The 24,480-nt window shown below is 40.5% G+C and carries 30 protein-coding genes; 24 read left to right on the top strand and 6 right to left on the bottom strand.

The window, feature by feature from the left end:
- The first annotated feature begins 11 nt into the window (after positions 1-11).
- The 8 genes from ACXQIQ_RS02985 to gvpU are packed head-to-tail and all read left to right on the top strand — an operon-like array spanning position 12 to position 3,864.
- Positions 12-779: a GvpL/GvpF family gas vesicle protein gene (locus ACXQIQ_RS02985; protein ID WP_439300218.1), complete on the top strand. Its 768-nt coding sequence runs from the start codon at positions 12-14 to the stop codon at positions 777-779.
- Entirely contained in the window at positions 779-1,030 is a 252-nt protein-coding gene (locus ACXQIQ_RS02980; protein WP_439300219.1) for a gas vesicle protein GvpG, read from the top strand. The genes ACXQIQ_RS02985 and ACXQIQ_RS02980 overlap by 1 nt, the downstream gene beginning before the upstream one ends.
- A 10-nt stretch (positions 1,031-1,040) precedes the next feature.
- Positions 1,041-1,844: a GvpL/GvpF family gas vesicle protein gene (locus ACXQIQ_RS02975; RefSeq protein ID WP_439300220.1), complete on the top strand. Its 804-nt coding sequence runs from the start codon at positions 1,041-1,043 to the stop codon at positions 1,842-1,844.
- Between the two features lie 16 nt (positions 1,845-1,860).
- On the top strand, positions 1,861-2,139 hold the full coding sequence (locus ACXQIQ_RS02970; RefSeq protein WP_439300221.1) for a gas vesicle protein: 279 nt from the start codon (positions 1,861-1,863) through the stop codon (positions 2,137-2,139).
- Positions 2,090-2,374 carry a gas vesicle protein K gene (locus ACXQIQ_RS02965; RefSeq protein WP_439300222.1) on the top strand — a complete coding sequence of 95 codons (285 nt, stop codon included), beginning with the start codon at positions 2,090-2,092 and terminating at the stop codon, positions 2,372-2,374. The genes ACXQIQ_RS02970 and ACXQIQ_RS02965 overlap by 50 nt, the downstream gene beginning before the upstream one ends.
- 37 nt (positions 2,375-2,411) lie before the next feature.
- Complete coding sequence (gene gvpJ, locus ACXQIQ_RS02960) at positions 2,412-2,744, top strand: gas vesicle protein (protein ID WP_439300223.1); 333 nt, start codon at positions 2,412-2,414, stop codon at positions 2,742-2,744.
- A gap of 22 nt (positions 2,745-2,766) precedes the next feature.
- Positions 2,767-3,423 carry a GvpT/GvpP family gas vesicle accessory protein gene (gvpT, locus tag ACXQIQ_RS02955; RefSeq protein ID WP_439300224.1) on the top strand — a complete coding sequence of 219 codons (657 nt, stop codon included), beginning with the start codon at positions 2,767-2,769 and terminating at the stop codon, positions 3,421-3,423.
- A gap of 24 nt (positions 3,424-3,447) precedes the next feature.
- The gene (gene gvpU, locus ACXQIQ_RS02950) at positions 3,448-3,864 is read left to right on the top strand and encodes a gas vesicle accessory protein GvpU (protein ID WP_439300225.1); all 417 of its coding nucleotides are present in this window, start codon (positions 3,448-3,450) and stop codon (positions 3,862-3,864) included.
- 372 nt (positions 3,865-4,236) lie between these two features.
- On the opposite strand, the gene ACXQIQ_RS02945 is transcribed toward gvpU, so the two are convergent.
- Positions 4,237-4,515, bottom strand: a complete 279-nt coding sequence (locus tag ACXQIQ_RS02945; protein ID WP_439300226.1) for a hypothetical protein — start codon at positions 4,513-4,515, stop codon at positions 4,237-4,239.
- Positions 4,516-5,016: 501 nt separating this feature from the next.
- Complete coding sequence (locus ACXQIQ_RS02940) at positions 5,017-6,636, bottom strand: ABC-F family ATP-binding cassette domain-containing protein (protein ID WP_439300227.1); 1,620 nt, start codon at positions 6,634-6,636, stop codon at positions 5,017-5,019.
- Between the two features lie 227 nt (positions 6,637-6,863).
- Between ACXQIQ_RS02940 and egtD the strand changes: the two genes are divergently transcribed.
- The 3 genes from egtD (at position 6,864) to ACXQIQ_RS02925 (ending at position 9,571) form a co-directional block, all read left to right on the top strand.
- Positions 6,864-7,823 (top strand): L-histidine N(alpha)-methyltransferase, encoded by a 960-nt coding sequence (gene egtD / locus ACXQIQ_RS02935; protein ID WP_439300228.1) that lies wholly within the window; start codon positions 6,864-6,866, stop codon positions 7,821-7,823.
- 154 nt (positions 7,824-7,977) lie between these two features.
- Complete coding sequence (locus tag ACXQIQ_RS02930; RefSeq protein ID WP_439300229.1) at positions 7,978-8,676, top strand: hypothetical protein; 699 nt, start codon at positions 7,978-7,980, stop codon at positions 8,674-8,676.
- 1 nt (position 8,677) lies between these two features.
- Positions 8,678-9,571 (top strand): DUF3307 domain-containing protein, encoded by an 894-nt coding sequence (locus ACXQIQ_RS02925; RefSeq protein ID WP_439300230.1) that lies wholly within the window; start codon positions 8,678-8,680, stop codon positions 9,569-9,571.
- Between the two features lie 41 nt (positions 9,572-9,612).
- Here ACXQIQ_RS02925 and ACXQIQ_RS02920 read toward each other — a convergent pair whose 3' ends face one another.
- The gene (locus tag ACXQIQ_RS02920; protein WP_439300231.1) at positions 9,613-10,119 is read right to left on the bottom strand and encodes a DoxX family protein; all 507 of its coding nucleotides are present in this window, start codon (positions 10,117-10,119) and stop codon (positions 9,613-9,615) included.
- 213 nt (positions 10,120-10,332) lie between these two features.
- Between ACXQIQ_RS02920 and ACXQIQ_RS02915 the strand changes: the two genes are divergently transcribed.
- Positions 10,333-10,524 carry a hypothetical protein gene (locus ACXQIQ_RS02915; protein ID WP_439300232.1) on the top strand — a complete coding sequence of 64 codons (192 nt, stop codon included), beginning with the start codon at positions 10,333-10,335 and terminating at the stop codon, positions 10,522-10,524.
- Between the two features lie 52 nt (positions 10,525-10,576).
- On the opposite strand, the gene ACXQIQ_RS02910 is transcribed toward ACXQIQ_RS02915, so the two are convergent.
- Together ACXQIQ_RS02910 and proC are read right to left on the bottom strand one after the other, a co-directional pair.
- Positions 10,577-10,954: a PH domain-containing protein gene (locus ACXQIQ_RS02910; RefSeq protein WP_439300233.1), complete on the bottom strand. Its 378-nt coding sequence runs from the start codon at positions 10,952-10,954 to the stop codon at positions 10,577-10,579.
- A gap of 58 nt (positions 10,955-11,012) precedes the next feature.
- The gene (gene proC / locus ACXQIQ_RS02905; RefSeq protein ID WP_439300234.1) at positions 11,013-11,840 is read right to left on the bottom strand and encodes a pyrroline-5-carboxylate reductase; all 828 of its coding nucleotides are present in this window, start codon (positions 11,838-11,840) and stop codon (positions 11,013-11,015) included.
- A gap of 98 nt (positions 11,841-11,938) precedes the next feature.
- Here proC and ACXQIQ_RS02900 point away from each other — a divergent pair, with 98 nt between their 5' ends.
- From ACXQIQ_RS02900 to ACXQIQ_RS02845, 12 genes are all read left to right on the top strand, one after another.
- A complete protein-coding gene (locus tag ACXQIQ_RS02900) occupies positions 11,939-14,098 on the top strand; it encodes a beta-propeller domain-containing protein (RefSeq protein ID WP_439300235.1) in 2,160 nt (719 codons plus the stop codon).
- A gap of 80 nt (positions 14,099-14,178) precedes the next feature.
- A complete protein-coding gene (locus tag ACXQIQ_RS02895; RefSeq protein WP_439300236.1) occupies positions 14,179-14,613 on the top strand; it encodes a DUF4395 domain-containing protein in 435 nt (144 codons plus the stop codon).
- A gap of 93 nt (positions 14,614-14,706) precedes the next feature.
- Positions 14,707-15,228: a DinB family protein gene (locus ACXQIQ_RS02890; RefSeq protein ID WP_439300237.1), complete on the top strand. Its 522-nt coding sequence runs from the start codon at positions 14,707-14,709 to the stop codon at positions 15,226-15,228.
- 249 nt (positions 15,229-15,477) lie between these two features.
- On the top strand, positions 15,478-16,893 hold the full coding sequence (locus ACXQIQ_RS02885) for an alanine/glycine:cation symporter family protein (protein ID WP_439300238.1): 1,416 nt from the start codon (positions 15,478-15,480) through the stop codon (positions 16,891-16,893).
- Between the two features lie 116 nt (positions 16,894-17,009).
- Positions 17,010-17,660 (top strand): methanogen output domain 1-containing protein, encoded by a 651-nt coding sequence (locus tag ACXQIQ_RS02880; RefSeq protein ID WP_439300239.1) that lies wholly within the window; start codon positions 17,010-17,012, stop codon positions 17,658-17,660.
- 422 nt (positions 17,661-18,082) lie between these two features.
- The gene (locus ACXQIQ_RS02875) at positions 18,083-18,283 is read left to right on the top strand and encodes a hypothetical protein (protein WP_226548824.1); all 201 of its coding nucleotides are present in this window, start codon (positions 18,083-18,085) and stop codon (positions 18,281-18,283) included.
- 105 nt (positions 18,284-18,388) lie between these two features.
- Positions 18,389-19,567 (top strand): acyl-CoA dehydrogenase family protein, encoded by a 1,179-nt coding sequence (locus tag ACXQIQ_RS02870; RefSeq protein WP_439300240.1) that lies wholly within the window; start codon positions 18,389-18,391, stop codon positions 19,565-19,567.
- A gap of 153 nt (positions 19,568-19,720) precedes the next feature.
- Positions 19,721-20,227, top strand: a complete 507-nt coding sequence (locus tag ACXQIQ_RS02865; RefSeq protein WP_439300241.1) for a hypothetical protein — start codon at positions 19,721-19,723, stop codon at positions 20,225-20,227.
- Positions 20,228-20,414: 187 nt separating this feature from the next.
- Entirely contained in the window at positions 20,415-20,963 is a 549-nt protein-coding gene (locus tag ACXQIQ_RS02860; protein WP_439300242.1) for a sigma-70 family RNA polymerase sigma factor, read from the top strand.
- Positions 20,960-21,676 (top strand): hypothetical protein, encoded by a 717-nt coding sequence (locus ACXQIQ_RS02855; protein ID WP_439300243.1) that lies wholly within the window; start codon positions 20,960-20,962, stop codon positions 21,674-21,676. Before ACXQIQ_RS02860 ends, ACXQIQ_RS02855 begins: the two co-directional genes overlap by 4 nt.
- A gap of 12 nt (positions 21,677-21,688) precedes the next feature.
- Positions 21,689-23,005, top strand: a complete 1,317-nt coding sequence (locus tag ACXQIQ_RS02850; RefSeq protein WP_439300244.1) for a M15 family metallopeptidase — start codon at positions 21,689-21,691, stop codon at positions 23,003-23,005.
- A 138-nt stretch (positions 23,006-23,143) separates the two neighbouring features.
- A complete protein-coding gene (locus tag ACXQIQ_RS02845) occupies positions 23,144-23,974 on the top strand; it encodes an Nmad3 family putative nucleotide modification protein (RefSeq protein WP_439300245.1) in 831 nt (276 codons plus the stop codon).
- Here the strand turns inward: ACXQIQ_RS02845 and ACXQIQ_RS02840 are convergent.
- A complete protein-coding gene (locus tag ACXQIQ_RS02840; RefSeq protein WP_439300246.1) occupies positions 23,961-24,404 on the bottom strand; it encodes an OsmC family protein in 444 nt (147 codons plus the stop codon). The genes ACXQIQ_RS02845 and ACXQIQ_RS02840 overlap by 14 nt on opposite strands.
- Between the last annotated feature and the right edge of the window lie 76 nt (positions 24,405-24,480).

Raw genomic sequence — 24,480 nt, 5'->3', positions numbered from 1 at the left:
GAGTGAGTCATTTGGATCGTCAAGACAAGATGGGAATCTATTTGTTTTGTGGAATACAGACCGATCAAGAAGATGAATTCGGAATCGTTGAAATGGATGGAAGAGAATACGAGATTTTCACCATCCGCTATAAAGATGCTGCGATGGTCGTAGCTCAAGTGCCATTGAAAATCTACCATCCTAATAAAGAGAATTTGATGTTTCATCAAAATACCATTTCTGAAGTGATGAATCGGAAGGACACCGTCATACCGATCAGTTTCGGTAATGTTTTCAAGAGTGTAGAGGATGTAGAAGTTCTCCTTAAAAACCTGTATCCGCAATTCGAACAACTTTTCCCAAAGATAAAAGGCAAAATGGAGCTCGGTTTGAAAGTCATCGGCAAAAAAGAATGGCTCGAATCAAGAGTCAACGAACATCCAGAGATGATGAAAAAAGCCAACTCTGTAAAAGGGAAGTCAGAAGCTGCAAGCTATTATGATCGTATCCAATTAGGGGGCTTTGCCCAGAAGATGGTTTCTCAAATTCAAGGTGAAATAAAATCCGAAGTGTATCAGCCTCTTGAAGAAACAGCGGAAGCTGCGGTAGCGAATGATCCCCTTGGTGAAAAGATGCTCCTGAACGCATCATTTCTGATTGACAGAAAACAAGAGGAAGACTTTGATGCAAAAGTGAATGAAGCACATGAAAAATGGAAAGACAAAGTTGATTTCAAATATACAGGACCCTGGCCTGTATATAATTTCGTCAATATCCGTTTGAGTGTGGAGGAAGGCTGATGCTTCATAAATTAGTAACTGCACCAATGAATGCCGTCGTCAAAGTCGGTGAAAAGGTGAAAGAGGAAGTGGACAAGGAATTATACGACTTGAATACCATTCAACAAAAGCTGATTCAATTGCAGATGATGTATGAGCTCGAAGAAATTCCAGAAGAAGTTTTTAAAGAAAAGGAAGAGATCCTGTTGCAACGCTATGAAATCGCAAAGCTGAGAGAGTTGGAGCAGTGGGAAGAATTGACCAAGAAATGAGGGATGAAAGATGGAGTATCTAAGCTATTTATATGGATTTATACCTACTTCTAAACGACACCAGAATCACCTTCCATCTTTACAAGGATTTGATGGTGAGACAGAGCTTTATATGATTGAAGACCGTCAAATTACAGCAATCTTATGTGCGCTGGATCCTGATGATTACTCAGAAGAGATCATCAAATCGAAAATCGATCAGGACATGGAATGGTTGAAATCGAAAGCTTTCCATCATCATGAGACCTTGATTTCCTTGTATAAGGTGTACCCGGATATCATCCCCTCTTCCTTTTGTACGATTTATGAGTCAGAGCAAAATGTAAAGAAAACGATCCGCGAAAATGAAGATAAACTGATGGACATTTTCGACTCATTGGATGGGAATCAGGAATGGAACCTCAAAATCTACTTGGACGAGAAAAAGTGGAAAGGTCAAGGTGATTCTCCAGCCGTGGAAGAGATGAGACGAAATCTTGATTCGTTGTCTCCCGGTAAGCGATTTTTCGAGAAGAAGAAATTAGACCAGTTGATCGAGCAAGAAATGGAGAAAGAGAAGAACACATTATGTGAGGATGTACATGACCGCTTGAAAAAGTATTCGCAGAAAGCAGAAGTTAAGCGTAATTGGAACAAGGATGTCACAGGTATGAATGAACGTATGGCTTGGAACAGTGTCTTCTTACTTCCCGACCAAACAGTCGATTCGTATCTGGAAGAAATCAAGAGTCTCCAAAAGGACTTGAATCCTCAAGGCTGGAAGTTCGAAGTATCAGGTCCTTGGCCAGCCTATCACTTTTCCGGATTGTCTTGAACAGAGGGGTGACGGGATGCATGAATCAATTGAAAACAAAGATATTGCACTGATCGATCTATTAGATGTCATTTTGGATAAAGGTGTCGCCATAAAGGGTGATATCATCATATCAGTAGCGGGAGTAGATTTGGTTTATTTAGATCTACGCGTGATGATCTCTTCGGTTGAAACCCTCGTGCAAGCAAAAGGAGATTCAACGATTACATCGGTAGAACTAGATGAACAGAGAGGTGATCTGACGAATGCAGTCAATGAATCATACGGACTCAAGAATAGAAATCGACCCGGATAATGCACAACAAGGTCTTGCCCAATTAGTGCTCACCGTCATTGAATTATTACGACAGGTTGTAGAACGGAATGCACTGAGAAGAGTAGAAGGTGGCGCGCTTTCAGAAGAACAGATCGAAGACTTGGGTGTAGCTTTGATGAATCTTGAAGAAAAGATGGAAGAACTGAAAGATCTCTTTGATCTTGATGAAGAAGACTTGAATATCGATCTCGGCCCATTAGGTCATTTGCTATAGCAACATGTGTCTGAACGGGACCAAGGAGGGATGAGAGATGTCTGTTGAACATCCTGTGCAATCACATTCAATCGTAGATGTTTTGGAAAAGGTGCTGGACAAGGGTGTCGTCATTGCAGGAGATATCCGAGTCGGATTAGCGGATGTGGAATTATTGTCCATCAAGATTCGCCTCATCATAGCATCAGTCGATAAAGCAAAGGAAATCGGCATGGATTGGTGGGAAAACGATCCTTACTTAAGCTCTAAAGCTTCAGAAAAACATACACAAGCATTACAAGAAGAGAATGAAGAATTGAAAAGCCGTTTAGAACAGCTTGAACATAAGTTGGATGATACCAATCGCTGGAATGCGAAGGAAAATGAATGATCAATAAGAGGAGGCGTCAAATATGGGAGAAGAAAAAAAGTCATCTACTAATAATGAATCCGGTAAACCACTATCAAGGACAGTAGCTGGTGGTATTCTTGGTGCAGCTCTAGGATACTTTGCTACACCTGAAAATGGCAAGAAAATGTTGCAGAGGATCGACAAGGAAGCGATCAAAAATAGAGGTATGGTTTTGGGTCGCTCGGCAAAAGAGAAATCCATGTCAGCGTTCAACTCTGTAAAAACGTCCACTACAGACTTCATAAACCGTAGGCGTAATGCGAATGCAGAAGGTGCTGAAACAGAAGTAGGAGCGACTACTGAACAAGTAGACACTGAAGAGATAGAAGAACTGAGAAATGAAAATCAGAAACTACAGGAAAAGCTCGATTCATTAGAAGAGAAGATCAATCAGTTGCTCGACAAAGAGTTAGATGAAAAGAAGGAAGACGAAGAATCATCGGATGAGTCGAAAGCGAAAAAGAAAACGACAAACAGTAAAAGTAAAAAGCAGACTGAAAATCAGGACGATGAAGAAGACGATGACGATAAGGATGGCAAAAAGAGTAAATCAACGAACAATAAAAGTAACAACAACTCCACTAGCTCCAAAAATTCGACTAAAAAGAAAGAGGATGACGATACTGCATTGACGAGCGATGATGATACGTCATCTTGAGCAAATCATAAGGGAGTGATCTCAATGAGTTCGGAAAAAGTAACCGACAAAGACAACGTTCTTGAATATTTCGTAAAAGCATCCAATACAGGGGACTTATCACTTGATATCACCTTGAATGTCAATGGGGCAGTCGTTTCTGGCACGATGATCTCTGCAAAAGAATATTTCGAAGCGCTCAGCGGAAAGCTTGAGAACGGCAATGACATCTCTCAGAAACTGAGTGAAGAATTAGCTGCCGCGAGTGAAGCGACAGATGAATATAATGATGCTGAAGCAAATTTCATCCATTTGAAAAATACTCGCGTTTACTGTGGTGACAGCAAACCGACTCCTTCTAAAGGAAAGATTTTATGGAGAGGAAAGTTGGATCAAATCGACGGTTTCTTCCTAGGTAAAATATCGGAATCAAAAAGCAGTTCAGAAAAGAAATCATCATGATTACGATGATGAAAACGACGGGCAATCCGTCGTTTTTTGATTTCAGAAAAAAATCCCCTTTTTAGAAAGGGGATAGGATGTTCGGGTTGCATTAACCGATTACGTGGCTTGCCATTCCAAGAAACGAACCTGCGAAGATGCTTACGATTACCAGGCGCTTGCGGAACAAGGGGAACCCTCCAAACATAATAATTTTCGGTGGCTAATTGTAAAAGGGTGTACAGTATTGTTCTTCCTTTTGCCATAAATTTTAAACCTCTTCAAAAAGCTGGTAAATGACAAGTTGCTTATCTGTAGGACTTGTAACATATAAGCTGAGCTTATGAGAAATCAAATAAAAAAGGTTGATACACATCGTATCAACCTTGACGATTATTCAACCGCAACATTTCCGCATTCCTTACAGTCTATTTGTTCCATATGGATGTTTTTCTCTTTGAAAAACTCTTGCACCCGCTCATTTGAGAGTAACTGAGTCACGATAAAGTTATGTCGATCCGGATCTTTCAACAATTCCTGATCATAGGTTTGAAGATTCCAGCGTTTCTCTTCAACGGACCAATTCATAATCATCGTATATAATCTTCCATTATAAACGAATGCAAAGCGTACTTCATCATTTTGGAAAGAGCGGATTACGATAGATTCCATAGGATTACCTACTTTCTAAAAAGGAATAAGAAATGAGTGGTTTGACGTCAATTGGATCAAATAGGAGAGAACTTGTCATCACCAAGCGCAGTTTAAAGCGTAGAATGCTTAAGAAATGTAATAAGAACCGTACAGTTATCTTATTATCATTATAAAGGAGAATAACGGAGAAATATATGATTCTTGTGAAAAATTCCTATTATTTTAAAAAAACAGCCATTTTTTCCTATACAACTTGACGAACAAGGTGCCGAAGTCACAATCGTGTGGTTGAGAAGGGGCTGGGATGTGAAAGGTGGGGACTTGTTTTAGAAATTTGGATGGATGTTTTAGAAAAAGTGAAGCTGGTTTTGGAAAAACGGACGTTGGTTTTGTAAAAGAGAGCTCGGGTTTTAGAATTTGGCAGGTAGGTTTTAGAAATCAGGACAATCTTACTACCACAACCCGCACCCAACACCATAGAAAAAAGCTGCACAAAGTTTATTTGTGCAGCCTCAATACTTAAGCATACATTTTTTCAAGTTGCTGTTGGATTTCTTTGTTTTCAAGGTATTCGTCGTATGCCATTTCCTTATCCATGATTCCATGATCGGTAATCTCGATAATGCGGTTTGCAATGGTTTGTACGAATTGGTGGTCATGAGATGCGAATAGCATCGAACCTTTGAACTTGATCAGACCATTGTTCAAAGCCGTGATGGATTCGAGGTCCAAGTGGTTCGTCGGCTCGTCGAGCAATAGCACATTCGCATGACTCAGCATCATCTTCGATAGCATACAGCGTACTTTTTCTCCCCCAGACAGGACACTTGCTTTCTTCTTGACCTCATCGCCGGAGAAGAGCATACGGCCTAAGAAACCGCGCAGGAACGTATCACTGTCATCCTCAGGGGAGTATTGACGGAGCCAATCCACAAGGTTGAGTTCGCATCCTTCAAAATACTCTGAGTTGTCTTTCGGGAAGTAAGCTTGAGAAGTCGTGACACCCCACTTGAATGAGCCGCTGTCTGGTTCCATCTCACCCATGAGTATCTTCATGAGCGTCGTTTTGGCAATTTCATTTTTACCGACTAGGGCAATCTTGTCATCCTTGTTCATGACAAAGCTGACATTGTCCAATACTTTCTCACCATTGATTGTTTTCGTGAGACCTTCGACTCTTAGAAGATCGTTACCGATTTCTCGTGCAGGTGAAAATCCTACGAATGGATAACGTCGGGAAGATGGTTTGATGTCATCAAGCGTGATTTTATCAAGCAACTTCTTACGAGAAGTGGCCTGCTTGGATTTCGAAGCGTTCGCACTGAACCGCGCAATGAACTTCTCCAATTCTTTGATCTTTTCTTCTTTCTTTTTGTTTTGCTCGGACGCCATCTTTTGAGCAAGTTGACTGGACTCATACCAGAAGTCATAGTTACCGACATAAATTTGAATTTTTCCAAAGTCCAGGTCGGCAATATGCGTACATACTTTATTCAAGAAGTGACGGTCATGGGATACAACGATGACTGTGTTCTCGAAGTTGATCAGGAATTCTTCCAGCCAATGAGTCGCTTTCAAGTCAAGACCGTTCGTCGGCTCATCCAGTAGAAGGATGTCAGGATTTCCGAATAGAGCTTGAGCAAGAAGAACCTTAACCTTTTGGGAACCTGTCAGGTCTGCCATTTTCTTCGTATGAAGTTCTTCTTCAATACCAAGACCTTTCAAAAGGACAGCTGCGTTGGATTCTGCTTCCCAACCATTTAGTTCCGCGAATTCTCCTTCTAGTTCAGCAGCCTTAATTCCATCTTCTTCAGAGAAATCCGGTTTTGCATAAATTGCGTCCTTCTCTTGTATGATTTCATAAAGGCGTTCGTGCCCCATGATGACCGTATTCATCACTTCGTATTCTTCGTACTCGAAGTGGTCCTGTTTCAATACAGCCAAGCGTTGGCCAGGTGGGACATGAACATCACCATTTTGTGGTTCAACTTCTCCAGAAAGAATTTTAAGGAAGGTCGATTTACCGGCACCGTTTGCCCCGATCAATCCATAACAATTCCCAGGAGTAAATTTTATATTGACGTCTTCAAAGAGTTTGCGATCGGCAAATCGCAAACCTACATTTGTAACAGTAATCATTTTTTACATTCCTCCATAATTCAGCTACGAAGGAATTATATCACGTTCTTGCTTTGAGAGCGAGATGATCGCTATTTCTTTGACACATATGCCAAGAAATCAACAATTGGTAAGGGACAGGTTTTGAATGGTCAGAAATGTATGAAATCTCAAGACTATTCACATGCCTTCCAAAAACCCAAGTGCTAATATAGGAATACAAAGATAAATTCATGATGGAGGCCAAAATGAAAAACGTTGAAGTTTTGGATTTTCAACCGAAATTGATGGATTTTAAAGAAGAGATTGTAATGGGACTGAGAAAGGATCCCAAACAGACTGATCCGAAGCTTTTGTATGATGAAGCAGGTTCACAACTGTTTGAACAGATTACAGTATTACCGGAATACTACCCTACTCGAACCGAATTGAAGATCATGAAGGAGTATAGCTGTTTGATATCCGAGATGATAGGAAAGGACACTTCAATACTAGAGTTTGGAAGCGGGAGTCATACGAAGATCAGTCTATTGCTGGAAAATTTACAGGAGCCAGCAGCTTACATTCCAGTAGATATTTCAAAATCCATCCTAGAGGAATCGGTCAACCATCTTTCTCATAGGTTTCCCAAACTGATGATCAAAGGCATTTGTACGGATTATACAAAACCGTTCCAGCTACCGATTGAAGTAAGGAAGGCCAAGAAAAGAGTTGTCTTTTTTCCCGGATCCACATATGGCAATTTCGAACCACTCGTAGGGCAAAATTTTTTGAAGCGGACATCAAAACTTCTCCAGAAAGGAGATGGACTACTGATTGGTGTTGATACAAAAAAAGAGCTGCCAATATTGGAAGATGCATACAATGACAGCCAAAATGTTACAGCTGAGTTTAATTTGAACCTACTGAAAAGAATCAATAGGGAGCATTCTGCTGACTTTAAGCTAGACACCTTTCGCCACCATGCATTTTATAATGAAGAAATCGGTCGAATTGAAATGCATTTGATCAGTACGGTTGATCAAAAAGTGTCCATTGATGAAGACATTTTTCACTTCAGAGAAGGTGAATCAATCCACACAGAAAATTCCTACAAATATGAACCTGAGGAATTCAAAAAAATCACAGAGCAATGTGGGTTCAAGAGAGAAGCAGTATGGTTGGACGAAAAGGGACATTTCAGCATTCATTACTTCACTGTCAAATAGCACTACAACGGAGGATTCTTGCTCAATCAGAATCCTCTTTTTTAATTACTCCGATATTCCTATTGTATATTGGTTATAGTTTGTTATAGTTGTTATAATTACATCAACTAAATAGATATTGATGAAAAAACATCAACTATAGGTGGTGAGTTTTATGGGAATAGCGAGTATGTGTATCGCAGTAGATGTTAAAGACTCTCGGAAGAAAGATAAAGAACAGCTTCGATTAGCATTACTGCGGTGCGCTGAATACATCAATGATCGACATCGAGATGACGTTCTCGTGCCATTTGACGTGCGCAACGGAGATGAGTTACTTGGTGTGATTGAAAGTTTCCGTACTGGATTCCAGGTTTCTCGATGGCTTGAAGAATTCCTGTCCAAAGAAGGAATTGATCTGTATATCGGCATCGGACTCGGAGTTCTTGATACACAAGACTCGACGATACACACGATGAACGGGTCTGCTGTCCTGAATGCACTTGATGCTCGGGATCGGTATTTGAAGGACAAGCATCAAGAGATCAAGCCATGGATCATCGAAACGAAACGTTCCACAGTCTTTTTTTACTCAAAGAAGTTCCCTTATCAAGCATTGAATGCCCTCAATTATGCTATTACTGAAAAGAAGATCGGTCGCAGTGAAAAGCAAAAGGAAGTCATTGGCTTACTTGAAACGCATCCTGATGCTACCTATGAGCAAATTGGTCAGCAGCTTGGATATAAATCTGCAAAATCGACCGTTTCCTATCTATTATCTAGAGCTCAATACCATACAGTCATTGAAATGGAGAATAGCCTTATGGCGTTATTAGGGGACATGCAAGACAGAATGAAGAGCGAGGAGAGATAAAGTGTTCCAATTTCTCTTAGTCATTCTTTTCACTCACTTTTTGGCAGATTTCGTTTTACAGACGAATCGGATCATCCGACTGAAAAAGGACCATTTGCATAAAGGTTTAGGATTACATGTATTGATACATTTCGTGGTCATGTTGATAGGTACTGTAATTTACTTCACCTGGGGCGAAACGAATCCTACTACCCTTATTGTTAGTATTTGTGGTGTTTTAATTTCAATAGCTCTTACGCACTATGCTGTGGATTGGTTGAAGGAATGGATCAATCGGCAGCATGATAGGGTGGGTATTCGAGCGAGCTTATTCATACTCGATCAATTCGTTCACGTCACGTTCATACTCCTATTTTTCAATCTTTTTGGATTGTCTTCCTATTCATGGATTGAGCTGAATAATGCACTATTGACATTTTTATTTGATGGAGTAGAAGTAACGGATTTATCGAAGTTGCTCATGATTGGAGTCATCCTCATCCTAGCAACAGAAGGAGCCGGGTATTTCTTAGGTATCGTATTGAGGGATCTTGGTCCCAACCCGACATTGCAAAAAAATATGTACAGTATTACCGATGAAAAAACAGAAATCAAAACCTTTTTCAATGAAAAAGGGGAAGAAGTGAATGAAGTTACGACTATTCGTACCGATCAATATTATAAAGATTCTCCAAAACAGATCGGACGTTATATAGGCATGATTGAACGAGTGTTGATCATGATCTTCATCGTCCAAGGTATTCCACACGGGATGACATTCTTAATTGCTGTAAAATCCTTGACCCGTTTCAAACAATTTGAAAGCAAATCCTTCGCGGAATACTATTTGATCGGAAGTTTATTAAGTGCTGGGATCGGGATTGTTCTAGGCTATGGAATCCTTAGAATACTATAAAAAAGAGGGTGACTGGATCGTTTCCGTCACCCTCATATCTTTTAATTGTCATATGCCGGATCCTTCGGCTGTGAACTTTCAGTAGTTGTACGAGCTTTTTTCGAAATCCAGCGATCCATTCCGAAATGAGCAGCATTATACCCTGCAATCAGAACGAGGAACCCCATAATCACCATAGATGGATTCTGACCAGCAGATCCTGAAAAGATATAAGAAAAATTCATGATAAGCCCCATTAATACTGAAAAACTGGTGAATACGCCAAGTATTAAGGCAACTCCAACCAAAAATTCACCCCATGGAACCATGAAGTTGATGATTGAAACATTCGGTAAAGCAACATTTTCAATAAAAGATGCCCACCACCCAGAGACAGCAGGGTGTTCGCCTTCCGCTTTTGACAAAGCCCCTTTCAAATAGCCAGTTGCATCAAATGAACCCGTTATCTTTCCCCAACTTGCTTGCAACCATATAAATCCTAAGTAAACGCGGATTAAGGTCAAACCATAACTTGCATAGACGTTACGCCTAATAAAAGACAAAAACATGTAAAAACCTCCTGTGTTTTTCCTTAAGGAAACATTTTAGCGCTAATACACATTATAGACTTCGTTTTTGCATTAGGGCAACAAATAGAAAGATAAATGGTTCGAATTCCTTATGGATATGGTGGTTTCTGTCAATAGTACGATTGGCGCATAATTTCAATCAACAGTAAAAACCTAATAATGTTCTTTACTGACAGCAAAGGAGGACTGAAAATGTCTCATAAACGAAATGATGGACAACGTGCAGTGGAGCGAGCTGCAAAGAATATTAAGGACGGCGCTGATACCGCTTTTGACAGTGTTCAAAATGCGGTGGAAGCTACAGAAAGTGCCGCAATGAATGCTGTAGACAAAACAGCAGATGCACTTAATAAACAAATAGAGCGAAACAAAGATCGTTACTAATTTGAAACATAAAAAAATGACCGGAAATTCGTTTCCGGTCATCCTTTATTCATCAGGCATTCACATAAGTGGCAAGTGCCCGTTGGACATCAAATATACTGTTGTCTTTACGGAATTGTTTTGAAATCGGTTGTGCAGTACTCGAAATATAAATTTTCAACTCTGCATCCATATCGAATGTTCCGGCGGTTTCTACACTGTAATGCGTAATACTTCTATAGGGTACAGAATGATATTCCACCTTTTTACCTGTCATACCTTGTTTATCAATCAAAATCAATCGTTTGTTTGTGAATACAATCATGTCACGGATGATTTTGAATGCTTTTTCGACGCGTTCACCTTCCGTTACAATCTGTTCGAGGTCTTTAGCGACTGCATTCAGATCTGCCTCTGATGCATTGCCCATCAAACCATCTAAAATGCCCATTTGAAATCCCTCCTTATACATTACCTATACCATTCGAGATTTGAGCAGAATTTCCTACCTAATGTATTTTTCTGGCATGCTCGTTTGTTGCGTATACGGCTTGTTTCAAGACTTTTTTCAAATCAGATTGCTCCAAAACCTCGACACCAGCTGCTGTTGAACCTCCCGGTGTCGTTACTTGATCCCTTAACTCTACTGCGGGTGTATTAGTCTCCAGCATTGCAGCTGAACCGCTGATCATTTTCGTAACTAACCGCTGTGCTTGTTCATCTGTGAGACCATAAGCTTGGGCGGCTTCTTCCAACGCTTCAGTAACCAGATAAAGGAAAGCAGGAGCGCTACCGGTTATAGCTGTCAAATCATGTACCTGTTGTTCTGTCAGTTCTTCATAGTCACCAATTGAGTCCAAAATATGTTCGATGATTTTTCGGTGTGTCTGATCCACATGCCTACCACATGTATAAGTCGTCATCGATTTTTGAACGAGAGCAGCTGTGTTCGGCATCAACCAACAGACTGGTGTACCGTCGGGTAGTTGACTTTCCATATAGGTAGGGTCTATGCCAGCTGCAACGGTAAGTATGAGTTGCTCATCCAATTGACTGGACAGTTCGTGCAACAGATGTTCATGTGCCTTCGGAGGTGCAGCCAATAGAATCACGTCCGAATTGGAAACTGCTGACTTCCAATCTGTCGTAACTTCTACATCATACTTACTAGCAAATGTCTCCAAGCGTTTTTGATCAGACCTGTTTGCAACCAGGATTGTCGAAAATAGGGACTCCTCTTGACTCAGCAGACCAGATGTAACGGCCTCTGCCATCCTGCCTGCACCAATCACTAATAAACGGTATTTTTCCATGTCATCCAACCCTTCTGAATCCATCGTTATTTAAACCTACCAGAACTTCATGTTCTTGAAAAGGAAGTTTTTGTAACGGAATCTTAATGGAAAACGTCTCTAGGAAAAAGGGGGCGTTTTTTATGAAGAAATGGTGGCTGCTCGCTGGTGTAATGTTTGTCACAATATTCACCATTGCTGTCTATTATACAACCGAACTGAAGGTGCTTAATGAATGGGAAGATGGAGGGAAAATTTTGTTGCAAAATAAAAATCTGGACTTGGCATTTTCAAAAGAATTGAATGCACATTCGGTAACAGATAAAAGTGTGTATGTCACAAATGAGGATGGGGAGAAACAAGCTGTATCCATTAAGCTGAACGAAGATAACAGGTCCATTTCCATTGCATCTCCACACGAAGGTTATGACTCAGAAAGTAATTACTTCACACTCCATCTTACTGAAGACATTCAATCCGTTGGTGGAAGAAAGCTCGATGGAGAGCGCATTCAATTCGTTGTGAAAGATCGCTTACCCGTAATTGGATCAAAACAAAGACTTCAGGCCTATTTTGAAAAGAGCCATAAGAACAGTGTACATGTCATGGAAAAATCCTCAGCAGATGGTGAATCATCAATGGAAATGGCTGACAATAGCAGCAGTGGGAATTCTGATCAAAGTCATTCAACTACGAATATCCAGGTACAGGGTGTAGATGAACCGGACACGATCAAGAATGATGGTGATTTCATTTACCAATTAGTCCGTAACAAACTCCATATCACGAGAGCAAAACCTGCTGACGAATTGAAATTGATGACTACCATCCGTTTTGAGGATATGGCATTTTCTCCACACCAATTACTCCTATATGGCAATAAGCTCATCGTAATGGGTCATTCCTATCAAAGCGAAACATCCCACGAACAAAAGTCATCTGGCTCTGAGGATTCTATTGCAAGAACTGCCTTTCATAGTGTTCAAATGAAGGTATATGATGTTGAAAATGTATCCAACCCAATCTTGGAAAGGGAAGTGGAAATCGAAGGGTCCTATTTGTCTGCTCGAAGATCTCAGGAACATGTTTACTTGATTTCCCAATATCACCCTCCAGTTTGGCGTACGTTCGAAAAGGGGGATGAAAAAGTCGAACTTCGACCAAGGTTCAGAGATACGGCTATGAGCAACAAGATGAATGTCATTGATTATGATGAGATTCAGTACTTTCCTGATACAAATGAATCCCATTACACGACAATCTCTTCCATCAATATCGATAAACCGGAAAGTCCAGCATTTCACGAGACATTTCTTGGTGGAGGCGGAGAGTTGTTTATGTCCAAGGAGAACCTTTATATTGCTGTCCAAACAAATGTAGTTAATGATTCAGAATTCAGGAGAAGTTATACACCGGACACTGATGTTTATAAGTTCACCATCGAGGATGGAGAAATAGATTACAAAGCTTCCGTAACTGTTAAAGGAACGGTTCTGAACCAGTTTTCTATGGATGAATTCGAGGGGAATTTCAGAATCGCGACAACTAGTGGATTTTCAGGAGATGATCGTACACAATCCTTTAACCACTTGTTCATTTATGACGAACACTTGAACTTGATTGGAAAAGTAGAGGGATTAGCTGAGGGGGAAAGGATCTATTCTGCACGGTTCATGAATGAAAGGATCTATATTGTCACGTTCAAACAAGTGGATCCTCTCTTTGTAATTGATGCTAGTGATCCCCGGAACCCAGAAGTAAAGGGAGAGCTCAAAATTCCAGGTTTCAGTAATTATCTGCACCCTTATGATGAGGACCATATCATCGGTTTCGGTCACCACACAAAACTGGTGAACCTTAAGGGTAGTCGAGAACCGATGATTCAAACAGACGGCATAAAAATTTCGATCTTCAACGTAAAAGATATGCATGATCCAAAAGAAATTCACACCAAAATCATTGGTGGAAGCGGAACCTACTCACCTTTGAACCATGACCATAAAGCGCTCTTGTTTGAACCTTCAAAGAATTTGTTCGCTTTTCCATTACAAATGTACAATGAAAAAACGGGGGGCTACTTGTTTAACGGAGCCCACGTTTACCAGATCACGATGAAAGATGGTTTAAAGTTAATAGAAGAGATTTCACATGCGGACGTTTCAGACTTATATCAATCGCCGTGGGAACAGGAAATTCATCGATTGATCTATATCGACGATCACTTATACAGCTTTTCCAACAACAGTATCGTCACACACGAAATGAAGACATATGAGCAGATTGGTGCAATTGAAATACCATAATGCCGAGTGCTCACACTTCCCTTTCCATATGAATAAGGTTAAGATAACCATATCATTCATATAAGAAAGGTCTTATATAAATGTCTCATTCTATCCAATCCATTCCTAGACCCATCATAAGAACGAATCAATGGTTCATTTTTCTTTCCGTAGTTGTTGCTTGGTTCACCAGTTCGGAATGGGTTTTACTTTTCCCGTTGATTACTGGACTTTCCGGTTTACTATTTAAATATAATCCAGTAATGAAACTGGCACGCCACTTTCTCAAAAAGGATCATTCATCCTATATACAAGAAGATCGCGAACAACAACAATTCAATCAATTGATCGCTGTAATCTTATTGATAAGTGCGTTAATAGGAGAACGAATAGGATCAGAAACTTTGTATTACTTATCGAGTGGCATGGTCGCAGCTGCTTCCTTCATTGCCATAATGGGGTTTTGTATAGGTTGTTTCGTTCGATATCAATGGAGTCGATACCGTTATCAAAGGATCCAACGGAACAAATCATAGTAACGATCAATTACTTGAAGACTTGCCGGAATGATCGGGTAAGTCTCTTTTTTTCGTGTACAATTAACTTGTAACTTATTGGAGGTGGAGAAGATGAATTTCGATTTGAAAGAAGCAAAAGAAATATTAAGGAACACCCCAAATGTTTTGGCGTCATTGCTCTCCGGATTGTCGGAGAACTGGATCCGGACTGATGAAGGAAAGGATACATGGTCTCCATTTGATGTTGTAGGTCATCTCATAGACGGGGAACGAAGGGATTGGCTGGAAAGAGTACAGATCATTCGTTCACAAGGTGACAACTTGGAGTTTCAACCCTTTGATCGATTCGAACATCTGACTCGGAACAAAGACCGATCATTGGAAGAGTTACTTGAAGAATTCAGAAGGTTACGCGATCAGAATCTCAATGAGATCGATTCTATTTCAAACGTAGCAGAGCTTGAATTAAAAGGGATACATCCAGCGTTCGGAGAGGTATCGCTTCATCAATTACTCTCTACATGGGTCGTCCATGATCTGAATCATATCTCACAAATCACAAGAGTGATGGCAAATCGTTATACCCAGGATGTAGGACCGTGGAAAGAGTATCTACGGATTCTATCCAAATAGAAGTCATGATCCAGCATTCTAATGTTGGATTTTCCATTTTTTACACAAGATCTTCTTTACAAAAAAAATAATTTGCACACGAATAATCATGTAACAAAATGTTGTTTTATAAGGTAAAATCCGCGATATTTCGGAAGTCGAAATGTAAGAATATGCAGAAAGTTGTTGCAAATAGACAAGCTTTTATTATAATAATATTTAAGTTAAAAATTCAGAAAAAACAAAAAATGGGAAAAGGGGTTAGGTATTGTGTTAGAAAACATCGTAGGATTTTTGAATACGTATTTATGGGGGTATGTTCTGATCGCCGCTTTACTTGGGCTAGGAGTATACTTCACGGTAGCAACAAGATTCGTACAGTTCCGCTACCTCGGAGAGATGACAAGAGTATTATTTGAGAAATCAACGATTACAGATGGAAAAAGCATTTCTTCATTCAAATCTTTCTGTATCGGTGCAGCTACACGTATTGGTACAGGTAACCTTGCTGGGGTTGCCGTAGCGATCGGTCTTGGTGGTCCAGGGGCTGTATTCTGGATGTGGATCGTAGCATTAGTAGGTGGAGCAACGAGTTTTGTAGAAAGTACACTTGCTCAGGTTTACAAAATCAAGGATAAATCAGCATTCCGTGGAGGTCCTGCTTACTACATTGAAAAAGGACTCGGGAAAAGATGGCTTGGAATCATTTTTGCAGTACTAATTGCATTAACTTTCGGTCTTATTTTTAACTCGGTACAAAGTAACACGATTTCTGCTGCATATGAAAATGCATTCAACTTCAATGGTACAGTAGTTGGTATCGTCATTACGGTCCTTACTGGATTGGTCATTTTCGGTGGCGTACACCGTATCGCGAACGTATCTTCTGTAGTCGTTCCAATCATGGCTGTTCTTTATATTATCCTGGCGATTGTCGTACTCATTTTGAATGTTGGACAAATCCCAGAAATGTTCATGTTAATCATCAAGAGTGCATTCGGATTAGAACAAGCTATCGGTGGTGGAATCGGTGCCGCAATCATGAATGGTGTTAAACGTGGACTATTCTCTAACGAAGCTGGTATGGGTAGTGCGCCGAACGCAGCAGCGACTGCAAGTGTTTCCCACCCAGCAAAACAAGGGTTCATCCAAACACTTGGCGTATTCCTTGATACATTGATTGTGTGTTCTGCGACAGCGTTCATCATCCTGATGTCAGGGATCTACCAAACTGGCGATGTTGCCGGAATCCAGTTGCTTCAGGATTCTCTTGGAGATCATGTTGGTAACGCAGCTACGATCTTCATCGCAGTTGCAATCTTCTTATTTGCTTTCAGTTCAATTATCGGAAGCTACTACTATGGTGAAACGAATATCGAATTCATCAAGGAAAGCAAGCCAGCCATTTTTGTATACCGGTTAGCTACAATGGGAATGGTCATGGTCGGTGCAATGCTTCCACTCGCATTCGTTTGGAGTCTGGCAGACTTATTCATGGCATTGATGACTTTGATCAACTTGGTAGGGATTGCACTTCTTGGAAAAGTTGCCTTCAAAGTTCTTAAAGACTATGAAATGCAACGTAAAGAAGGAAAAGATCCTACGTTCGATCCAGTCAAACTCGGCATTGAAAATACAGAGTGCTGGGGAGATGGCGTCAAACAAAAGAAAGATATCGCAGGTTAATGACGAAAAAAAGGCAGGGGAACCTGCCTTTTTTTATATTAAACAATATTTTTAATATAAATATATTAGAATATTCTGTATAATAGAGGAAAAAGGTTTTGGGAAGGGAGATTACTATGTCAGAGAACCAAAGTTTCAATGCAACAATCTTTCTGTCAAAACTGGTCACACAATATGCTCACTTACACAGACGGACAGTAGGGGAACATGCAGAGGAGTATATCAAACAATTAGGGATAAAAACCGGGGAGTGGATCGAATCATTCTATTGTAATCCAGAAGATGATTGGACAGTTGATCGATATGCTGAAGTGATTGTCGATTTAAAGAATTCGATTGGGGGGCATTTCCGCATATCTGAGATCAATGAGGATTATGCTGTCGTCAAAGCTACTGGATGTCCTTTCGGGGAAATTGTTCAAGATGCACCACACCTCTGTATGATGACTTCTAGCGTCTTTGGAGGGATTGCAGCCCGTAAGATGGGTTTTGGACAGGTACATTTGAAGAAACGGATTGCAATGGGGGATCCCGGTTGCGAAGTTGTGATTTACTTTAAGCCTGCTCCTAAAGAGGACGGAATTGTATATGATAACCTACCTATGTCCCCTTCTAATGGGAATCCATTCATTTGGGAAGAAGAGACGATACAGTATTTGAATGATGAAATGCAAAAAAGTGATGAGATGATTCTGTCTTTACTCGACGAATTAGAGAACCTGAAGGCTGAAGTTGAATTATTACGGAATCGAGAAGGAGTAAAATGACTATTTTTATTGTCGAACAATAAGAAGTTTGGGCGAAGGGGTATCATTAATGACTAACAACCCTCATACTTGATTTAACAACATTCGTGCTTAGGGATTAGGGCCACGTACATGATTTTGTTGAATCCATGTTCGGAGGGAGTTGTTAGAGGTGTTGAACGTTGATCCAAGTAGTTCTTCCATAAGGAAATGTATGACTCACCTGGAGGTTTTAGGGGTAGAACCGAAAATTCGCCAACTTGTTTCCATGTATCTAGAAATGGCCTATCAAGAGGGATTGGCTGAAAATTTGAAAGAACCAGTGAATAAATAAACTCTAGAAATCTTTTGGATGTAAGTTGTCCAGGGATTTTTTTTGTATCAACATATAATGATGCTGAGTCTGGAGATACTAGAATAAAAATAGTTTGAGGAGTGTCTCCATGAACCTTAAAGATGGCACGATTTATCAGATTACAGATCCAGGTTCCGTCAACTTCAATTCAGCTACAACATTGAAAATCACATCTCATTTCCGGAATGTGGTCTCATTTAATCTAGGGGATCAACAAGGGTATGGATCCATGCCTGTCCAGCATCTGAAGTATCTAGTAAAAAGAAATTGCCTCCGTGAGAGTAAATAGGGCCAGAAAAGGCCCTTTCTTTCTGTGTAGAAAGCATCACAGTTGAATAAATTCCGACAGGTTTAGTATGCTTTATACAATTGAATGAGTTGGAGTGGTTTTCAGATGTGGAAAATGGATGAGCCTTTTGTTAAAACAGATCGACAGAAAGCACTGTACTCGTTAGCCAAGTCTGTGTCGGATAAAGTGAAAAAAAGAGCGAAGGAGACCGACAGGGAAGGAACATTCTCCCTTGAAAATTTAAATGATCTCAAACAATCTGGCTACATAACACTAACCCTACCTGAAGAGATTGGAGGCAAGAACGCTTCCTTATATGAATTTCTCCTATCACAGGAAAAACTGGCGGAAGGAGATCCTTCCGTTGCACTATCTATAGGCTGGCACCTTGGTATTGTGATGGAACTTCGAGATGAACAATTATGGACGGATGACATGTTCAACTGGTTAGGATCACAAATAATAGACAAACACAAAATCATTAACCGTGCGGCGACAGAGCCTGCTACTGGTAGTCCTACCCGTGGGGGCATCCCTGAAACGAATGCGACGAAAACAGAAGATGGCTATATACTGAATGGGAGAAAATCCTTTACCTCCATGGCAGATGTGCTAGATTATTATATCGTTTCAGCCTCTATAGAAGATACAAAAGAAATAGGATGGTTTCTCGTAGAAAGAAATCAGAAAGGGGTAGAAATCGAGCATACGTGGGACACATTAGGAATGAGAGGAACAGCAAGTGATGATTTAGTGCTGAATACTGTACATGTAGCTGGAAGCAGGATGGTTGAGACGAAGAAGCCTAATCCAGAGAAATCCATCCCAAAAGGCTGGTTGCTCCATATACCCGCTTGTTACCTTGGTATAGCACTGGCAGCAAGAAACGATGCCATCGAATTCGCACAAACCTATCAACCGAACAGCCTGAACAAGCCCATATCTGAAGTTCCTCATATACAAGAAAAGATTGGGAAGATGGACCTTGCCTTATTAAATGCTCGTTACTTCATGTACGCCGTTGCTGAAAAATGGGATGCACAACCTGATAAGCGAAGTGAATTAGGGCCAGATCTTGCTGCGGTAAAGACAATCGCAACCAATACGGCAAATGATGTAGTTGACCTCGCCATGCGGATTGTCGGTGGAAGGGGGCTCTCGAAATCCTCTAGCTTCGAACGGTATTATCGGGATGTTCGTGCCGGTTTACACAATCCACCAATGGATGATGCTGTCATACAGACACTTGCACGTCGAGCACTGCATGGGGGAAACGGTGAATAGTCACGTTACAGACTCCTGTTAAGGAGTCTTTTTTAGTGGAGATTTGAAAAAGTGATTCAAATCTTGTAAAATGGAAAATTGTGTGTTGGATCATTTTTAACACAAAACATTTAAACAACGATTCAAATCATTGCTGAAGAAAGGAGAAACACAATGTCATTAGCCTATCAATCTGTTTTTACTGAAGAAAACGACCGAGATCTAGAAGAAATGGAAATGCAAGTATTCCGTATGCAAAACGACATGAAGGAAATCGCGAAAAAGTGGGACGTTGTCGGTGTCGATCAAACGAAAGAGGACAACTTGGTCATCGTTTATAAAGCGGAAGAAGAAGAACGTTGCAACCTTATGCTTAATGACTGTGATTCTGCTTTCCGAGGCGTTTGGGATTTTGCACTGCAGGCTCTATTCCCAGATGAAGATCGCATTCATATTGGTGATATTAAAGGTCCTGAGAACAAAGGTTACGGAACGATATGCATCCATTATTTGAAAGAGCTCGCAAAAGATAAAAACATCCCTTATATTACAGGAGACATCTCCGATCGTGATTGGGATCATTTAGATCGACTCATTCATTTTTATGAAAAGCATAACTTTCAAGTAGAAGTTGATTATCATAATAAATCAGGTAAAATTGTCTGGAATCAAGCCTATTGAATCCGAGGGCATGCAGAACTGCACGACCAAATGTTAGTCACATTTGGCCGTGCAGTTTTTTTATGGCATTCTATCTTTTTTATTTTGTTTTTCCTGGGTACACATTATATAAGAGAAAATTTTTTGAATTGTAATGGATAAGATCTTCGTCTAAATATACGGAGCGGAAAAAGGGTGGTTGTTGACAGTGGAGAGCTTGATTGAGAGGTACAAGACCAACCAATTGAATAAAGAGGATGTTTTACGAGAGGTCATGAACGAGCATGGGTCCCATATGACTCGTTTGGCTTATTCCTATGTGAAAGATATGACGACAGCAGAAGATATTGCTCAGGACGTTTTCTTGAAATGTTATACGAAACTCGATAGCTTTAAAGGCAATTCTTCTCTGAAAACATGGTTGAACCGGATAACCATCAACAAGTGTAAAGATCACTTGAAAAGTGGTTGGAAGAGGTATATGCAATTTGATTTGCCTTTTTTCAGTCAACCGAAAACGCATGAAACCCCTGAATCGGAAGTGACGACTCAGATGGAACATGATGCGTTGACCCAATTTGTATTACAATTACCAGTCAAATACCGTGAAGTGACCATTTTGCATTATTATCAAGATTATTCCACAAAGGAAATCAGTGAAATTCTGGATTTGAAGGATACTTCGGTACGTACGAGATTGAGAAGAGCCAGACAAATGCTAGAAGAGTATTTAGAAAAAAGGAATGAAGAAGTATGAAAAGGGATCTAAATGATTTGAAGCAAAAATCATCCTTGGATGAAATTCATTTCTCTGAGGATAAGAAACGTGAAACTTTTCAGAAGCTTGAAGAGTTGGAACAGAAACAACCGAAGGGTACCTTCTTTTTCAAAAAAACACTCAGCTTTGCAACATTATCCATTCTATTGATCATTGTTGCAGCTATCGGCTTCCAATCATTACAGCAGCAGACTGGTCAACAGGAAAAGCCGCAAGAGGAACAGGAGCCATCCCAGGAACAACCTTCAGAGGATGAAAAAGAGCAAGATGATCAGGACACTGAGCAACAACCTGAAACGTTCTCAGAAGAAAAAGCAGAAGCGTTACTTAAACAGTTTTATGAGGATGTGTACCCTGAGCTTGACGAGAACAACACGGTTACCCGGTATGACTCCGTGGAGGATGCGATCACTCAAGTGAAAAAGTCAGCGACTGAAGAAGTTGCTCAGAAATGGGTCAATAGTTTTATGGAAGAAAAGGACGGGGAACTGAAACCTAAAACATTCCATGGAATCAAACGATTTGATTTCTCTGATATTCGTTTGGAAGAGAATGGGGAAGGCAAATTCAAAATCGAACAACTACGTTCTAATGAATTAAACGGAACCTACGTCATTCAAACGGAGTTCGAGTGGATGGATGGAAAATGGTTGATTACCAAATATGACATTGAATATAAAGAAGAAGGATAAGGAGGTCATACAATGAGACTTTTGTCGGTACTATTGATTTCTACGTTCATCATTTTAGGAGGCTGTCAAAATGATGAAGCCGGTACTGACAATGAGCCAAATCATGAGGTTGCAAATGGTGAAGAACAAAGAGATAAAGAAAATGAGGATCCCATCAAAGAGCCAGCTTATGCAAAAATTGAATCTTCTTTCAAAGATTTGCTGATGCAAGAGACGAATGCACAACAAAGGGTGAAAGCATTCTCCGATAAAGAATCACTCATCCAGCATCTTGAAGCCATAGTAGCAAAAGATGTGGCTGAACATTATGTTGACCAATACTTCGAAGAAAAAAATGATGATCTTTATCTCAAAAAACAAGATGCGCCCGTATGGTTGAATACAGATGAAGAATTTGAAGAGAAACAACAATCGGAAACGACCTATGTCGTCATCCAAACAACACAGAATCAGTTAAGAGGAAAATATACGCTTAAAATCACCTATCAGTATACAGAAGATCAATGGAAAATTTCAGCAAGGGAAGTAGAAGTGAAACAAGAGGAACAAACCGAACAGGAAGAGCAGCACAAAGAGGAAAAGCATTCGACTGAGGAAAAACAATCCACGGATGATTCAGACACAAACAAAGAAGAGAAGCAGCAAACGGAACAACAAAATGAAGACAAAAACACAAGCGAAGAAAATCAAGCATCCAAGGATCCTGAAAAACACAAAGATCCTGAACCAACAGAAAGTTCTCCTGTGATCGTTGACAAGCCAAGCTCCATATTAGCAGTTGTTAATAAAAAACGTCATTTACCCGACTCCTATGTACCGAATGATCTAGTCGAAACACCAGTCCCGTTTCCATTTGAAGAGGATCTACCGAAGAAGTTACTCCGCTCAGAAGCTGCAACAGCGCTAGACCAAATGTTTGAAGATGCGAACAGTCAAGGTTTAGAGTTGTTCGCCCAATCCGGTTACCGCTCCTATGATCGCCAAGAAGCCATCTTTGCTTCCAATGTAGACCGTTATGGCAGTAAAGAGGAAGCGAATAAAGTCAGTGCTCAACCCGGGGAAAGTGAACATCAAACCGGTTTAGCGATGGACGTAACGTCTCCAGCTGTGGATTACAGACTCATCCAATCGTTCGATCAGACCGAGGAAGGACAATGGGTGCTGAATCACGCTCATGAGTATGGCTTCATCATCCGCTACCCGAAAGGTGAATCTGATATTACAGGATATAGTTATGAGCCTTGGCATCTAAGATACGTTGGAAAGAAAGCTGCAGGGTATATTCATTCTAAGCAACTGACCCTTGAAGAATATCGAGGATTCCAATAAGGAAGATCAATCTAGTAGGTTGTCCAAGTAAAATGGACAGCCTACTTTTTCATTCTACGACAGGATTTTTACAAATAGGTGCGAATGAGTTTATAGAGTGCTCCGATTATGGTTTCATAGTCAAGAGAGGTGAAATACATGAAAATCGTTTTAAGCAGGAAGGGATTCGACTCTTCATCTGGAGGTTATCCTAGTCCGATTTTGCCAGATGGAACCTTGTTGTCTTTGCCCATTCCTGATCAAGATTCTAGCATAGCGTACAACAACCTTGCTTTCAATCAACAATCATATATGGATGTGATGCATTCTTTTAAAGATAAAGTAAAGGTGAACAATCAATGGACGTCTCTTGATGAAAAAACCTACTGTCATTTGGACCCTGACCTTCAGAAGAATACGTTAAGAAGGAAAAAGGGTTGGAAGGGAATCTTCGGTCAAAGTGGAGCTGCCCAACGCCACCTGGAAAATCAAGGGGTAGAAGAAGGAGACCTATTCCTGTTCTTCGGCTGGTTTCGAAACACATTGCGTAAAGGGAATCGATTGATTTTCGACCCTGCAGATCAAAAAGGCAGGCATATCATTTATGGGTACCTCCAAGTGGATGAAATTCATCAAGTCCATCCATCTGCGGCTGTCCAAGATTGGATGAAGGACCACCCTCATGTCACTCCAGCCAAGCGAAAGAAAGAGAGGAATACCATCTACATCGCTCGAAATACGCTGGATTGGAGTGAAAAGAAGGCAGGATACGGGACTTTCAACTATGACGAACAGTATGTATTGACGAAGAAAGGCATGAATAAGTCTTGCTGGGATTTACCCGAATGTTTCAGGGACTGTCCGATCAGTTACCATAAGCCGACTAGCTGGAAAGAGGAATATTTTCAATCTGTCGCCCGAGGTCAGGAATTTGTTGTCGATGCCGATCATTCCGTTATCAGATGGGCGAAAAAACTTATTCAAAGGTAATAAGGGGTTCTACACTGACATGGACATTGCCTTTGATCGCCCTTGATATCATGCAAGATTCTTCTGCTTTATCAATGAGTTTTTGAGCTTTCTTCATCTCTTTGTCCGATCCATTCTTCAAGATGAGTTTAGGACGATGGATGATCGCCTTATATGTAATCACTTGATTGGTCACATCGACGATTCCTTCCGATTCCATCGTGAGTGACTGTTTATCCATCCGACTTCTTTCCAACATCGCTGCTAGCGTGATGATATAACAAGTTGCAGCGGCACCTAATAACATTTCATCGGGATTGGTTCCGATTCCTGGTCCATCCATTTCAGGTGGAATGGAAACCTTTGTCCTTAAATTTGCTGTTTCTATTTCTCCTACGTCATTTCTATGGCCTGGCCAATCTGCTTTCAAATGGAAACGATGTTCTGCCATTGTAGATTTCCTCCTCATAGTCTTACTACTGTCCATTTTATGGTTTCTCTGATTTGAGCACAAATGTTTTGTAATC

It is taken from the genome of Pseudalkalibacillus sp. Hm43 (genome assembly GCF_054170705.1).
The sequence above is the reverse complement of the archived record's forward strand: the minus strand, read 5'-3'. Positions and strand labels throughout refer to the sequence as shown.